The organism is Blautia sp. MCC269 (assembly GCF_018785655.1).
Taxonomy (GTDB): Bacteria; Bacillota; Clostridia; order Lachnospirales; family Lachnospiraceae; genus Blautia_A.
The window spans coordinates 66125-81336 of the sequence record NZ_WQQE01000008.1 but is presented as its reverse complement, the minus strand read 5'-3'; the positions used below and the strand labels follow the sequence as shown (position 1 = coordinate 81336).

17 protein-coding genes, 1 tRNA gene and 1 pseudogene are annotated in these 15212 nt (G+C 36.8%); 15 read left to right on the top strand and 4 right to left on the bottom strand.

What is annotated here, in order from left to right; translation table 11 throughout:
* Nucleotides 1-21 precede the first annotated feature (21 nt).
* The 3 genes from GPK88_RS02420 to GPK88_RS02410 form a co-directional block, all read right to left on the bottom strand.
* Nucleotides 22-222 (bottom strand): hypothetical protein, encoded by a 201-nt coding sequence (locus GPK88_RS02420; protein ID WP_148445980.1) that lies wholly within the window; start codon nt 220-222, stop codon nt 22-24.
* A 127-nt stretch (nt 223-349) separates the two neighbouring features.
* A complete protein-coding gene (locus GPK88_RS02415) occupies nt 350-1114 on the bottom strand; it encodes a GNAT family N-acetyltransferase (RefSeq protein WP_173762367.1) in 765 nt (254 codons plus the stop codon).
* A gap of 4 nt (nt 1115-1118) precedes the next feature.
* Nucleotides 1119-1745, bottom strand: coding sequence for an SGNH/GDSL hydrolase family protein (locus tag GPK88_RS02410; protein ID WP_173762366.1), 627 nt, complete (start codon nt 1743-1745; stop codon nt 1119-1121).
* A gap of 225 nt (nt 1746-1970) precedes the next feature.
* Between GPK88_RS02410 and GPK88_RS02405 the strand changes: the two genes are divergently transcribed.
* From GPK88_RS02405 to GPK88_RS02355, 11 genes and pseudogenes are all read left to right on the top strand, one after another.
* Nucleotides 1971-2042 (top strand) — tRNA-Glu (locus GPK88_RS02405).
* 249 nt (nt 2043-2291) lie between these two features.
* A complete protein-coding gene (locus GPK88_RS02400; RefSeq protein ID WP_173762365.1) occupies nt 2292-2804 on the top strand; it encodes a prepilin peptidase in 513 nt (170 codons plus the stop codon).
* The gene (locus tag GPK88_RS02395) at nt 2801-3814 is read left to right on the top strand and encodes a P-loop NTPase family protein (RefSeq protein WP_215707509.1); all 1014 of its coding nucleotides are present in this window, start codon (nt 2801-2803) and stop codon (nt 3812-3814) included. The genes GPK88_RS02400 and GPK88_RS02395 overlap by 4 nt, the downstream gene beginning before the upstream one ends.
* Nucleotides 3811-4671, top strand: a pseudogene (locus GPK88_RS02390) (ATPase, T2SS/T4P/T4SS family); the annotation flags it as partial. The gene GPK88_RS02395 and the pseudogene GPK88_RS02390, both read left to right, overlap by 4 nt.
* A 668-nt stretch (nt 4672-5339) precedes the next feature.
* Complete coding sequence (locus tag GPK88_RS02385) at nt 5340-5555, top strand: hypothetical protein (RefSeq protein ID WP_215707508.1); 216 nt, start codon at nt 5340-5342, stop codon at nt 5553-5555.
* Between the two features lie 124 nt (nt 5556-5679).
* Nucleotides 5680-6000: a helix-turn-helix domain-containing protein gene (locus GPK88_RS02380; RefSeq protein ID WP_013976760.1), complete on the top strand. Its 321-nt coding sequence runs from the start codon at nt 5680-5682 to the stop codon at nt 5998-6000.
* 57 nt (nt 6001-6057) lie between these two features.
* On the top strand, nt 6058-6546 hold the full coding sequence (locus GPK88_RS02375) for a hypothetical protein (protein WP_055150161.1): 489 nt from the start codon (nt 6058-6060) through the stop codon (nt 6544-6546).
* Between the two features lie 110 nt (nt 6547-6656).
* Nucleotides 6657-6830: a hypothetical protein gene (locus GPK88_RS02370; RefSeq protein WP_215707507.1), complete on the top strand. Its 174-nt coding sequence runs from the start codon at nt 6657-6659 to the stop codon at nt 6828-6830.
* A gap of 1171 nt (nt 6831-8001) precedes the next feature.
* A complete protein-coding gene (locus GPK88_RS02365; protein WP_173792391.1) occupies nt 8002-8169 on the top strand; it encodes a transposon-encoded TnpW family protein in 168 nt (55 codons plus the stop codon).
* 73 nt (nt 8170-8242) lie between these two features.
* Nucleotides 8243-8482 (top strand): hypothetical protein, encoded by a 240-nt coding sequence (locus tag GPK88_RS02360; RefSeq protein ID WP_008374227.1) that lies wholly within the window; start codon nt 8243-8245, stop codon nt 8480-8482.
* Nucleotides 8483-8544: 62 nt separating this feature from the next.
* On the top strand, nt 8545-8985 hold the full coding sequence (locus GPK88_RS02355) for a hypothetical protein (RefSeq protein ID WP_005334752.1): 441 nt from the start codon (nt 8545-8547) through the stop codon (nt 8983-8985).
* A 446-nt stretch (nt 8986-9431) separates the two neighbouring features.
* On the opposite strand, the gene GPK88_RS02350 is transcribed toward GPK88_RS02355, so the two are convergent.
* Nucleotides 9432-10229 carry a helix-turn-helix domain-containing protein gene (locus GPK88_RS02350; RefSeq protein ID WP_173792698.1) on the bottom strand — a complete coding sequence of 266 codons (798 nt, stop codon included), beginning with the start codon at nt 10227-10229 and terminating at the stop codon, nt 9432-9434.
* 240 nt (nt 10230-10469) lie between these two features.
* Between GPK88_RS02350 and GPK88_RS02345 the strand changes: the two genes are divergently transcribed.
* The 4 genes from GPK88_RS02345 to GPK88_RS02330 are packed head-to-tail and all read left to right on the top strand — an operon-like array spanning nt 10470 to nt 15208.
* Nucleotides 10470-11573 carry a tyrosine-type recombinase/integrase gene (locus GPK88_RS02345; RefSeq protein ID WP_215707506.1) on the top strand — a complete coding sequence of 368 codons (1104 nt, stop codon included), beginning with the start codon at nt 10470-10472 and terminating at the stop codon, nt 11571-11573.
* A gap of 18 nt (nt 11574-11591) precedes the next feature.
* Nucleotides 11592-13322, top strand: coding sequence for a tyrosine-type recombinase/integrase (locus tag GPK88_RS02340; RefSeq protein ID WP_215707505.1), 1731 nt, complete (start codon nt 11592-11594; stop codon nt 13320-13322).
* Nucleotides 13309-14817, top strand: coding sequence for a tyrosine-type recombinase/integrase (locus tag GPK88_RS02335; RefSeq protein ID WP_252197662.1), 1509 nt, complete (start codon nt 13309-13311; stop codon nt 14815-14817). The genes GPK88_RS02340 and GPK88_RS02335 overlap by 14 nt, the downstream gene beginning before the upstream one ends.
* A complete protein-coding gene (locus GPK88_RS02330) occupies nt 14801-15208 on the top strand; it encodes a DUF6262 family protein (protein WP_008374214.1) in 408 nt (135 codons plus the stop codon). The genes GPK88_RS02335 and GPK88_RS02330 overlap by 17 nt, the downstream gene beginning before the upstream one ends.
* Nucleotides 15209-15212 lie beyond the last annotated feature (4 nt).

Below are 15212 nucleotides of genomic sequence, written 5' to 3'. Positions count from 1 at the left end.
TCCTCCGACCTGGGATAACGGTCAGTCCTGTTTATCTGTAAGGTCCTGAGATTCCGGTACCGGCACAAAATCGAAGATCTGGCGGAAGGATTCCCATTGCTCACGGCTGTCTATTCCATGGTTGATCAGACCCGTGCATTCAGTACAGGCATTGGTATCCAGATAATTTTTGTAATTAATGTGATAGGGATTTTTTTTGTTTTTTTCCTGCGGATCGTTCATGGGATCAGTCTCCTTATTGATTGATAAGGATCAGTATATGAAAGCAGGAAAGATTCTATACATGTTAAAAGTATTATAGCAAAAAGATTTTTTGATTTCTACAGGGATTTTGTGAAAATCCCTGTATTTACTGAAAGCGTGTTCCGACAGGCTGTACGCGGAACCAGTAAGTATAAAAATACTGGAAACCAAGAGAGCTGTAAAGCTTTTCTGCGGAATCATTATTTTTTACCACCTGAAGATAAGCGTGACGTGCACCTCTTTTTTTACCTTCATTGAGAAGACCGGTGCAGATCTGACGGGCATATCCTCTGCGGCGGTAATCTTCACGTACATGGATTGCATAGATACCGATATAGTCACGGTCCAGAATTCCAAGCCCAGTGGCAATGATCTGGCCGTTTTTTGTGATGGAAGCGCAGACCGTCTCTTTAAGAATGGCCCGGTACATGGAAGGAACCACACTTCTGTGGATTGGATTGGTGGTTTTTTTCAGGTCAAAAAGACTGTGGATCCAGAAATCAGGGATCTCATTGGTAAAAAGAACATCTGTGACAGGGGCATCCAGAACAGCCTTATCCAGATCTACAGTCATGACATTGGTTACATGCTGAATGGAATAGCCACGGTTTTCCAGCATGTAGTCAAAATCCTGGGATACAAGTGGACTGATCTTAAAGATTGCAGGAGTTCCCAGACGCTTATAGACCTGCTCGCAGTAGGGGATTTTTTCCCGCCATGGGAGGGTGGAAGTTCCAAACTGTTCCACACTGTTGGTTCTGTGAGTGTAAAAGTAAGAAAAACGGAGAATCCATCCGTCATAAAGTTCCATTTTATGGGATGGCCAGGCGTTCAGTGACATATCTTCAATTTTTTTGATTGCTTTTTCCATAATATTACCTTTCTGATGTGATCAATGTATAAAGTTTTTCAGCCAGAATCCGGTGTCCCTGCCGGGTAAGATGAATGCCGTCTTCCGTTATGGCTGACATTCCATGCAGAGAAGCTTCCTGATTCAGATCGTTTTGCAGCGGGACAAAAACGGCACCGTATTTTTGACTGATTGTTCGGATATGTGAGGACATCTGCGAAAGAAGGGGAAACCAGGAAGCATAACAGCGTGGCCATGGAAAAACAAACGGTTCCAGGAAAAAGAGTTCCCGTTTCCGGGAGTCTGTGCCGGAGAGCTTCCGGGCAAGCTGTTCGTACCGGGCAGCGAATATTTCCATTAAATCCTGCTGTTGTGTGGATGAACGTCGGGTGTTCATCATGATTCCAATATCGTTGATTCCGATCAGCACAGTAACAATATCCGGATCAGAGGCTTTAAGCCAGAAATCCGTGTTCTGAAGAAGCCGTTCCAGGGTAAAACCATCAATTCCTTTGTTTTCCACGGAAAAATCATGGCCGGCATTATGAAGGAGGCCGGAGAGAATCTTCACATATCCATTTCCCAAAGGATCTGTGGAAAAAAGCCGGCCACAGTCTGTGATGCTGTCGCCAAGACACAGGAGACGGGGCATAAAAAATCCTTCTTTCTGTAACATTTAGTGCTTTGATAGTAGCACTTACACCCACAGTGGTCAAGCGCATGAAATACCGGAAAATGGGTAAAAAACGAATAAACATGAAAAACATGAATTTTTTTAAAAAAAATTAAAAAAAGTACTTGCATTTTGAAAGAAAGTGTTATATACTAACGAAGTCGGTTGAGGGAAACAACTTAAACGACAGAAACAAATGAATATGGCCAGTTGGTCAAGGGGCTAAGACGCCGCCCTCTCACGGCGGAAACACGGGTTCGATTCCCGTACTGGCTATCAGATGAAGCAGTTAGAAATCTTATTCTAACTGTTTTTTCGTTATATTCAGATAATGCAGCAATGAGATTGCGAACAGCTTCTTGAATGTCAGAATTTGTCGAACGAAAATGCTGGACAAAAGCTTTATAGAATCCTATAATAAATTTCACCAGAGATCTTCTGGTATCGATCACCGCCAGGTCAGGCGGGAAATTCCACATTTATCTAATTGAATAAACATATATTTGTAATAAGAAAGGGGTGTGTATGTCTTTTGGTATATTTTTACCTGTAGTGATTTCAGCAGTGGCCGTATGGATGGATCTGAGAGATGCATCTGTAGATAATGGCTGGATTTTGTTTTCATTTATTATGGGACTTGTGATCCAGGTTATGGAAAAAGGGCCGAAGGGAGGAATTATATTTCTGACAGGGGCTGCAGTTCCGGTCATTCTTCTGGGAATTCTTTTTGTACTTCGGATGCTTGGGGCCGGAGACATTAAACTTCTGTGTGCTCTGGGTGGAATTATGGGACCCCGGACAATTGTGGAATGTATTGTTTATTCTCTGCTTGCAGGTGCGTTCATCTCTCTGGCAATTCTTCTTTCTACAGGCGGTATCCGCCAGCGAATCCTCTATTTATGTCAGTATATGAATGAATTTTACTGTACAGGCGAGATACGGCCTTATTACCGAAAAGGAATGGAATTTCCGGAGAATTTTCATTTTACAGTGCCAGTATTTTTAAGTGTGTTGCTTTATGTAGGAGGTGTGTATTGAAGAAAAACATATTTGCAGTCTGTGATCTGGAAGTGGAATACGCTTTTAATTTCATGGACTATCTGAACCAGAAAAGAAATCTTCCCTTTGAAATCCAGGTATTTACCACGGCGGAAAGTCTTGTTGCCTATGGAAAAGAAAATCATATTGAGTTGCTGCTGATTTCGGATAAGGCAATGCAGAGAGAGGTACGTGAGCTTGGAATCGGAAAGATTATCATTCTTTCGGAAGGAGTACATCCGCCGGAACTGGATCAGTATTCAAGTGTGTATAAATACCAGTCCTCATCCGATGTAATACGCGAAGTAATGGCCTGCTATGGAGAGGAAAAGTCATTAAACCCTGTGGATTTTCCGGCAATGAAAAAGAATATGGACATTATCGGTGTTTTTTCACCACTTGGCAGATGCCTGAAAACATCCTTTGCGCTTGCGTTGGGGCAGATTCTGGCAAAAGAACGGGCGGTTCTTTATCTGAATCTTGAAGAATATTCCGGATTTGAGGAGCTTTTTGGAAAAAAGTTTTCTGCAAACTTAAGTGATCTTTTTTATTATGTACGGCAGGGAAATGAGAATCTGATTCGCAGAATGAACGGAATGATTCAGTCCGTGAATAATCTGGATTTTGTACCGCCGGTACGGACACCTTCGGATATTCAGACCGTGTGCTGGGAAGACTGGGAACGGCTTTTGCAGGCGATAACTCTGCAAAGTTCCTATGAAGTTCTGATTCTGGATATCGGAGGAGGTGCGGATGAAAATTTTCAGCTTTTGGAGTTGTGTAACAGAATTTATATGCCGGTTTTGAATGATACCATGTCTGCCTGTAAGATTACACAGTTTGAAAATCTTCTGCGTATCTGGAATAAAGAAAAAATTCTGGAAAAAACAGAAAAACTGCATTTACCCTTTCATGCAGATAACATATCTCCGGAATCTTACGTGGAACAGCTGGTCTGGAGCCAGCTGGGAGACTATATACGCAAACTGTTAAGAAAGGAGCGGACATGAACAGAGAACGTTTCCGGGAAATTCATGATCTCCTCATGGAACAGCTGGATGTTTCCCGTGAGCTGTCTGATGAAGAAATCCTGGAGGTGATCGATGATCTGATACTGAATCAGTCGGGCAAGACAGTTTTTTCACTGAAAGAAAAAGTGGAACTTCGTCAGGAGCTGTTCTGTTCGGTGAGAAAGCTGGATGTACTACAGGAACTGATTGAAGATGAAAGTGTAACAGAAATTATGGTCAATGGACCGGATGCTATTTTTGTGGAGCGGGCGGGAAAACTGACCAGATGGAATAAAACTTTTACATCAAAAGAAAAACTGGAAGATGTGATTCAGCAGATTGTAGGGCGATGCAACCGTGTAGTAAATGAATCCATGCCAATTGTGGATGCGAGACTGGAAAACGGAGCGAGGGTTAATGCGGTAGTTTATCCGGTAGCCCTCAATGGGCCAATTTTGACAATTCGTCGATTTCCGGATGATCCGATTACCATGGAGAAACTGATTTCCCTGGACAGTATTACGGAAGAATGTGCTGAATTTCTGAAGAAACTTGTGCAGGCAAGGTATTCGATGGTAATTGGCGGTGGTACGGGCAGCGGAAAAACAACATTTCTTGGTGCTGTTGCGGAGTATATTCCGAAGGATGAACGTCTGATTACGATTGAAGATAATGCTGAGCTGAAGATCCGTGGCATTGAAAATCTGGTATGTCTTGAGGCAAAGATGGCAAATATGGCAGGTGCGGCTTCTGTGACAATCCGTGATCTGATACGGTCTGCACTCAGAATGAGGCCGGACAGAATAATTGTAGGCGAAGTTCGAGGAGGAGAAGCGGTAGATATGCTGCAAAGCCTTATATGTACTATATAATAATTATATATATAACGTATATAAGGATGGAAAATATAGATTAGAGGGAGAGACATAGGAACGATATGAACATTAAGTATAGGTTATTGTGTAAAAGGTTAATAGAGGAAAGGAAGAGAGTAGGTGTCATTCAATATTATAATGTACTGTTCATAATGGAGTTAGTGTCAGATAAAGACATATGGTCTTTAGAACAGTGGGTGAATGGTATAAATAACATATATATGAAAGATATACATAATTGGTGTAGAATACATTTTGTTAAATATCACACTGTATTTGTTTACAGGAAAGAGTATCCGGTAAAAGCAAATATTTGGAATGGGTATTCATATATAAGGTGGCGGATGGAGCGGATGATGAATTTGGGATAAGATAAAATAGTGATTCTCTTATACGTTTGCCTATAAGTGCATAATTTATTTCCATGTCCTCACCTCCTTTCCAACACAACTTGACTTTTTTGTGTTGTAGATAGGAAAAATGGTGAGCTATACAACAGCAATTGGTTGTATAAAGAGAAGTATATCATATGTATATAGCAAAAAGAAGATTGTCGATTGATGGGAGAAAAAGGCGATAAGTGTAATTGAACAACAGCGAAAAAAGGGTTATCACTTATGTATTAAAAATTATGTTTGGGAGGAAAATACATGGCAGATAAAGAGGAAATCAAAACACTGGAGGAATTAGAGGAAAAAGGAAGAATACTGCGGGAGTACAAAGAAAAATTCCGGCAGATGTGCCAAGGAAATAAAATGATAAAGGGTTCGACAGTGCTGAAATTATATGATAAAATTGAAGAAATACAAAGAGAATATGAGCATTTAGATAATAAGCTGACATTAATGGAATACAACTTTATATAGTTCTATTTTTTTTGTTTTAATACTACTGTTTCCCTTAGTAAATACTTGTAAGATACATCTCTAATATTTTTGTGGATTTCTAGTTACAATTAAGGTAACTACTATCGGAAAGAGGTGTATTTACTTGCGTACAGAGGATTATATTGCGGACAATATTATAGCTTTATGTAAAAAACGTGATATGAGTAAATATCGGCTGTCACAATTGACTGGTATATCTCAATCTTCGATTGGAAAAATTATTGCTAAAGAAAGTTTACCAACTATGCCTACTGTAGAAAAGATATGTGATGCACTGGGAGTAACAATGGCACAATTCTTTGCCGGAATGGATGTTCCAGTAAGCTTATCAGAATCACAACAAGAGGTTCTGAATATTTGGAATAATCTTGATGAAAAAGAACAGAATGTAGTGATACAAATGCTCCGGGGACTTCAAAAATAAAGGAAACAGTTGTAACGAAAATGTTGACTGTTTCTTTTTTTATGGAGTTGGGAGATTATGGTGATTGAAAAGAAATATTATGATATTGCACAGCGTGAATTGGAAGAAATGCAAAGAGAAATTAATGAAGAAAAAGCGCAAATGTCAGAAGAAGAGATACTAGAGGATAAAAAATGGCATGATGAACAATTGGAAACAATTATTAAAAAGGCAGAAGCTCATATGCGTCGTTTTAAGAAAGTTCCAGATTCTCAAAAAGTAGTGAAATTCACTTTTTTACAAAAAGATGCATTGGAAATTGCACGAAATATGCAGATGAATATAAAAACTGAGCGTAAAGAAGATGATTTATGGGGGACGATAGAAATGTCATTTAATAATATGTGGTTTTTAGATTCGGCTCCTAGTGAATGGAAAGATATTTGGAATAACTTGATGAAGGAAGCTCAGAGAGTGTATATAGAAGCAAAAGATAACATGATCATGTATCAATATTATTATGATTTGGCGGTAGAAGTTCCTTGTGTGCAGACACAATACAAATAATGATATATGAATGCTGTTCTGTAATAATTTTATGATATACTGTGGATATGATATGTAAAAATAGTCGGAGAAAGATTTGTGAATGCACGATTATTTAGGAGGAAAAAAGCATGACAGATGCAGAACAAAGAGAGGCTGCCCGTCAATTTGTAAACCGATGGATGGGAAAAGGGAAAGAAGATGAAGATGGACGTTCTTATTGGATTGATTTATTGACGAACGTTTTGGGAATAGATAATGTGACAGAACATTTGAACTTTGAAAGCAAGTGGTATTCAATATAATATTAAATGGAATTATATTGATTCGAATACCAGCACTGAAACAACTGTTACAGAAAAAACTGATTCTGAAGAATAAAAGAAATCTTTAAACAAGAAGACATCAGCATTATGCTGGTGCCTTTTTTTTTGATTTTTCAATTTGGGGTAGGGAACCCAAATTGGCAGTTTTGCGGAAGTGTATCCACACTTCCTGTCCTTGCTGTTTTTATAATCACACAGTGATTTCACAGGGATATAGGGATATTTAGCCTATTTTATATCCCTGTGTTGTGACCGGAAAAATTCGGGGAACCAAGTGTATATTTATGCTGAATGTGAGGAACTGGGGAGCACAATCCTCAGCAAGATTCCTACGTCCGGAAAATACTATATTGCTAAAATAGCGATATGGTATTACCGGGGTGGATCTTGCTCTAGTGTGTACTGAGACCTCGGCATAAATAGAAAAATGGGTTTGGGGAATCCCCAGCAAGATGAAAACCTGATGAGAGAATATTGTGATGAAAGACAATATTGTTAAACACAGGTGGATCTTGCTCTGGGGTAAGAAAGAAGTATCTTTATATTATCAAAATGATATTTGGAGTTTATGTTGTTGGAAAGTCGTAAGCAGGAAGATAACTTCAAGTTGTTGGTGCAAATATAATGAATAGAAGTGTCCAGTACATTTTTGGTGATGGGTATTTTGGTGGAATCCATTTTTATTTATTTTTGAATAATAAAATTTTGAATCTGCAGCCGATTCTGCCTGCCGGACAATGTTTTTAGATATCTGTAAACGTCACGGACCGGAACTTGATGAAGAACCATCGGATGATGGAAGAAAGTATTTGGAAACACGATAGAAGCAAACGCTGTACTTATCGTCTTGTCTGGCAGGGAAGATTATTAGGCATTAACCAGAGAGATATCGGCAGAGAAAACAGAAGTGATAGACAATGATATTTGTTAGATATGCTTCTTGTCGTTGGCTGCATCATATTAAAACGCTTTTTACGTTAAAAAAGTGCTGTGATCACAAGGCTTTTTGCAAGCAAAAATGAAAAGGCTATATATAGGTAGCCTGTGAAACTGGAAGTGCCCATTTTGGGCCTGATTTAAAGAATAATGTTCTGACAGAGACCAATGGAATGACTCTCTGCTGGGGCTCCAAAAGAAAGGAGAAATGATTATGAAAAAAATGATGAATACAAAAACAGAGGGTAACACATTTACAAAGAAAATCGGGCAGACAGTCTATGTTGTCCGTTATCATTTCAATGAAAATGCAAAGGAAACAATGCAGGAGAAGATTAACCGGATGCTGGTTACAGAAGCAAGTCGACAGGCAGTGTATTAAAATTAGGTGGATGTAATTGAAGAAAAAATATGATATCATGTGAGTAACAAATCGGTATTTGGAGGTAATTTAAATGGAAAACAAAATTGTAGGTGCTATTTTCTGTTTCATGTCAGCAGTTTTAATTTCTGCACGATATATTTCTGCTGCGATATTTATGAGTGGAGTAGTTTCGTGGAATGCCACTTTATTTGCAGCCGGTCTTGAATGTGTAGGTCCTTTTTTAGCAATAGCGGCTGGTATTGCGTTTATTATTGGAATCCTTTTTCTGGGATATGGGCTGTATCTGGATATTAAAAAGATGAAGAAGTAGAACAATTCCCATTTATTGGGAAGTCGCTGAGAACGAAAAATCGGAATTTGTGTGTGGAGGTGATGGTTGTGAAGAAAAAAGTAACAATAGCGTTTGTCATCACTGGCATTCTTGCTATAAGTACAATGATTATATTTTCAACATATAAGTCTTCGGAAGCCTATCGAAAAGCAAAAGCAAAGACACAGTGGGAGTGTTCTGTGGTCTGTGCGGAAAAGTCAACGCCTGATTCCTATGTAATTACATATTCTGACGCAAAAATTTTGTCTAATACAGGCGTGTTGACAGTCCAGAACAGAAACGATTTTGACATTACTGTACATCTGCTCTGTGAAGGAAAACAGGAACTTGTATCTGACAGTATTCCTGCTGGCGGTTGCTATTCTTTTCAGAATGTTACAGATAAAGAATACACGGTAGGTATTCATGCTGAGGTTGATGAAAATACGGATATAAAAGCATTTGTATATGATGGAAAAGACACTGAACCATATACAAGATAAATGGTTTCTAATTGCAAGATAAATTCAAGTTTGTAGAATTCAAAAATTTAATATGAAATGTGAGATAGAGCGTATGGAAATAATCTATACGTTCTATTTTTTTGCCTTTTTTGAAAAAGTGATTAAAAAACTATTGACATTTTGTTACTGGTAGAAGCAGATGGTTATAAAAAGCTTTTGATAACTATGAGTGCAAAAACAGATAGCTGCGAAAATTTATTATGAGCTAATAGCAAAATTTGATATTTTGTGATATTGAGGGTATGGGGAATCGTAATCTCCATTAAGTTCGTCAGAGAATCATAATCCAGAAATGGGATTTTGAGTTACTCTAGGCGATACTTGCTTTAGAAAATGATTTGCCATAATGAGTTAGAACATGGGAGGAGGAAGCGTTAAAAAAAGAGAGAGCCATAAGCAACTCTCTCTGTGATAAAACCAAAAAGTTATAGTATCAGTGATTCGGTAAGATTACAAAAATCCTTAACAGGAATATTTTCTTTAAGTGGTAAAGCTGTCTCTAAAAAGGTTTCGTCTGCAAATCTTTCGAGTTCAGAATCAAAATGTATAATAGAAGCATTTGTATTTAATTGGTATGGCGGAATTGTAATAAAATAATCATAATCTTCGTAAGAAGGAGTGGCGCAAGAAACTTTGATTTTTCCGCCCAATTTCAATTTTGCAAATTCTCCATAAATGGCAGTTAAGGCTTTTTTCCTTTCTTCATCAGAAGCAATTCTATCTACATATCTAATATACCAATAATCTATATTTCCCTCTTTTAATTCAATTAAATAATCGTATGATCTGGGCGTTCCAGATTTTATTGTCCATTCAACTTTATGAAGACTTGTCATCATGGAAAGTCCACGCATTAAGGTAGAAAAAAACTTTTCATGCACCTGAACAGTAGAGAGATCCAAAGAAAATCCATTGTCTGCAATTATCTTTTTTCGTTCCCGTATTTTTTTAGAAGAATATCCCGTTGCATCATATAATTCTTGGATAAGTTCTGGATCATCAATGGCTTTTGCAATTTTATCAATAGTGCTTTTATATGGTCTTCCAGATCGGACACCGTTGAGCATTCGTGAAATGGTTGCATTATTTAAGCCTGTTTGTTCAGATAATTCTTTTTGTGTTTTTTTCTGTAAAATGATTTGAAGTATATTGATGAATCTTTCCTGATCGTAAACGCTGTCAGGATTTATTAGTGTGCCTGAATTTGATATAAATTCGTTCATTCAAATCTCCTCTTGACTTCTTTGACTTTGTATAAATTGACTTCTTGTATTTTATTTTATCAATTATATCCCTAAAAATCAATTTAAAACATAAAGAAATCAAAAAATGCTTTATTGATATTCTCTTAAAAGTCAAAGAAGTCAAAAACGTAATTGACATTTTGATATCTTTGTGTATAATGTAAATCAAGAAGTCAAAGAAGTCAAACGAATCGAAAAGAAAGGAAGGAGGGCTGTGGATTGAAATATAGGGTTGTTTCGGTTTTGAAAGATAATAGACCACGTTTTTTGATTATTTCTGATATTGAAGAAATTGAAATCCTTCCATCAAAGTATTTGAAGCATCTGGATCAGATTAATGCTTCTCCGAATACTGTAAAATCCGTAGCCTTCGCACTTTCATATTATTACAATTATCTGCAGGAGCAAACGATAGGATTGGATGAGATTACATTGCTATCCTATTCAGAGCAGAATAAACATTTTATTGATTTCTTGTATTGGGTTAAGAGTGGAAAGCATACTGAGCATAATACACAGACGAGCAATAAGACCTGCAATATGTATCTTGGTGCAGTCTTCAGATACTACCAGTTTTTGGCACTGGAAGATGTTTTGCCAATGCTTAAAGTCTTACGAGTAAAAAAAGTATCGTATTTTGACAGTATGGGAGTAAATCATCAAAATGCAGTGAATTCGTTTAAAGGTTTCTTCAAAGAAGAAGAACCTAATCTGGAAGAAATAACATCCGAAGAAATACAGGAGCTGATAAATGCCTGTTCGAATGATAGAGATCGATTGCTGATAGCAATGATGGCAGAAACCGGTCTTAGATTAGGGGAAATTCTGGGAATCCATTATACCGAAGATATTGATTTTGAAAGAAGGACGGTTCGGGTAAGGTATCGTGAATCCAATACCAACTTGGCAAGAGCAAAAAATGCAGAATATAGAATGGCTTTGTTAAGTAATACAACTTTTGAGTTCTTGGTTAAGTACATTTCTGATAACCGAAAAAGTCTGATGAACTCGGAGTATCTATTTACAAAATTAACTGGAAAAAACAAAGGAGAGCCATTAGATGCGGATTCTGTGTATAGCATGTTGAAAAGGCTATCCAAAAAAACGGATATCAATTCCCATCCGCATCAGCTCCGACACTATTTTGCGGAGGAAAGAAGAAAAGAAGGATGGGATTTGAATGACATTCGTTTTGCCCTGGGGCATAAGAAAGTTGAAACTACCATTAAATACTTGGGTGAAAATAATGAACGATTGATAGAAGCGACAGATCAATACTACTCAAATAATGAAGATTTATACCAAATTGCAGATTTTCTGTAAAAGGAAGGAGGGATTACCTTGGCAGTATTAAAAATTGTTCCGAAGTTATATCAGGAAAAAATATCCGAGAAATTAAAGGAAGAAATATCTTTAGTTACGAATGGAGAAGCAAAATACTATAACCGGTTATACAAATTTTTCCAGTATACAGATATACAGTGTACTGCAGATATTAACTATGAAACGAGAAAAATGTATATGGATTCTCTTGAAAAAGAGGATATTTCAGAAAAATATAAAGCGGAATTACTGAGCTTATTTGATCGTTTAAAAATAGAAAATATGCCGGATGTCTATTCACAAGGAAATCCCTTCTCTGTAGAACAGGAGTTTTTTAAGCAAGACAAATTGTTTTTGCTGTATGTCCCCAATAAGAAGAAAGCACAATCTTTTCGTCAGGTGGTCGATAAGAATGATTTGTTATGGGACTTAACGAGGATCCATTCATCACAGTTGGTGCGACAGACAAAAATATTGCTGTGTGAAATTCTGAATATGGATAAGGTACAAAGACATCGAAGATATTTTTTAGAACCATTAAAAGCACTTATACGGTTTTGCGATAAGTACGGAATAGATGATATTGAAGAAATGGAACAGGCAGATGAAAACAGATTTTATCTGTATTTAAACAAAGAGTCGGAAATTATAAAAAAACAGGCTTCTAAGATTGTTGAGTTTGCGAGAAGAACGTTATTTCTAACAGATTCAGAGACAAATTGGCAAGCGTGTATCTGGTATATGGATAGGTTTCAGTTTGATAAATCGAGAATCAATGCCAGTTCACCTGTTAAAAGCCTTTCATTTATTAATATTTACGAAAAAGAAAATCGTTGGTATTTACAATTATACGCAAAATATTTGGTCGGGATATCTGATCTGTCTTTATCAAATATCCGAAATACAATAAGTTTTATTTCACAATTTTTAAAATATCTGGATGGACAGAGTAAGAAAGTAACTGAACTGGAGATGCAAGATATAGCGGATTATGTGTCTGTTTTGGATGAGTCCGATATTAAGTATTCCACTTTTAACCGATATATCACACATATGCATACATTTCTACAGTTTTTGAAAATGAAAAATATTGAAGTGGTGAAGTTTTATCCTGAACGATTTTTAAAAAAAGGTTTTTCGGAACACAATGAAAGAAGTGTTCCAGAAAAAACAATTGCTCATCTAATTAAGGAGCTGCCGGCATTCCCAGAGCATTTACAGTTGATGTATTTGATTTTGTTTTGCACAGGAATTAGGAAAAGCGAGGTTTGTACAATAAAATCGGGAGCCTTTTATTCACAAGGCAATGAGAATTGGATGCGCATATATCAAAGCAAAATGCGGAGAGAAAAAGTCATTCCTGTTCCTAGTTTATTGGTTGGACTGGTGAATGATTATGAAAAAAAGTACGGAATAAAAAATGGGGAGTATTTATTCAAAAATAAAAAGGGTGGTGCATTTAATGGACAGACATTTTCAAATCAGATGATTCGGGAGTGTAAGGTTCGTGGGATTGCCTGCGGAGATTATATCTTTAGAGCACACGATTATAGACATAACCTTGCAACTTCAATGTACGGAAATGGGGTTTCTATACAAGGGGTACGAGATTATCTAGGACATTCAAGTGAGAATATGACAAAACAGTACATTGATTTCATGCCGGAACGTATTGTATCGGCTGAAGATAAATATTTCTCTAAAAATCAGTCATTTAAATTGAAAGGAGCAGAAGATGATGAAAGGTAATATTAATTTGATTTCGTATGACTGTTATCAACAAGCTACAGAAAAACAGTTGGCAGGACTGAAATGGAAGGAAAACAGGGTGTACTACATATCAGAGATTCATAATGAAAAGATGCAGGATGAGATTTATGGGTATATCGATGATAGATGTAGACGTTTGTCATTATCAACAGTAGTAAATGATATTTACAGATTTGATCTGTTGAAAGAATTTCTGAATGAGAAGTGTACAAGTTGTAGCAGCATCACTGATAAAAAATGGGAAGAACTGGAGAGAAGTTATAAAGCATTTTTATATAAAAAAGGATTGGCGCTGTATGTTAGAAGAAATAGACCGGATAGGCGGAATGTTGAGCAACAAAGTAGCGCTCAGATTTCTTTTCTGAAAATGTATTATGAGTATGTTGTGAAGTGTAAAACAGCAGATATTCCAGAAAATGAAAAAGATGTATGGGATATGAGAAAGTTGGATATTGTGCCAAGGAGTAATCCGATTCGTGGAAGATATAGATTAGATTTTCGTGAGATCAGGCAGAAAGAATTTAAAGAGATAATAAAGAAAATATTGTATAGCCACTGCCAGACAAAAGCAATGGGTAGTATAAAAGGTGAATTGCGTGGATTCCGTCGGTTTGCTAGTTTCATGTATGATCGATTCCCAGGAGTAAAGCACTTTACAGAAATTAGCAGGGATATGATAGAAGATTATCTGGTTTATATAAAAACGGATACCGGTCTTACATCAGTCAGTTACACGACAGAGCTGTCGGTTTTGGATAATCTGTTGGATGAAATAGGGCGTGAACTGGAAATAGGAAATATATGCAACCTTTTTCTGTCCAGTGATTGCAGAGCACATGACAACGCTTTACCAGAAGCGTATTCAGATGCAGAAATCAGAAGATTTAATTGTGCATTAACAAAATTAAAGCCCCAGTTAGGCAGATGTTTAATAATACATCAGATGCTCGGTACAAGAATAGAGGATACGTTGACTTTGCGAAGGGATTGCTTATCTGAGAAATCTGGACATTATTTTATAACTATTATCCAGCAGAAAACAAGGAAATACAAAAGACCAGTTAGCGATCAGCTGGCAGAATTGATTGGAAAAGCAATAGAAGTTTCAGAAAAGGAGCATCCAGATTCAGAATATATTTTTCTGCAAGATAATGGAAAATTGTATACAGATTCAATGCTGAAATATCATGTAAATATCATGATTTATGAAAATGATATCAGGGATGATAATGGAAATTATTTTGAGTTTCGTACACATCGTTTTAGACATACTTTTGGAGTAAAACTTACAGAAATGAAATTAGATGATGATAGCATTGCAAGGCTGTTGGGGCATAAGGATACACGAACCATACCACATTATCGGCGGTTAAGAAACGAAGCATTAGCGGAGGATACAAAGGCTGTACGAGATGAAATGAATGAATTATTAGCACAATACAGGAGGGAAAAGGAAAATGCAGAAACACGATAAAATGGTAGCACTGGCAAAAGAAAAAAGTGCGGAAATGACGGAAACAGCAATAACAGCTATTGAAACAATGTATAGAAAAAATATAAAAATTTCAGTTGCTGAACTTACAAAACTAACAGGACTTTCTAGAGGTTTTTTCTATAATAATCCGAATGTGAAACAGGTCATGATGGAATTGAAGGAAAAACAACAGGGAATGATATTGCGAAATCCTAAAAGTGATGCTATTGCAAAAGCACAGGAAGCACGGATTAAGAGTTTAGAACAGAAATTATCCGATAGTGTTCCGAAAAACGAATATGAAAGTCTTCAGAAAAAATATGAAGAATTACAGGTGAAATATAGTCAAATGAAAAAGGGAACACTGTTGAAGATGTACGACCAATTATAGGAAG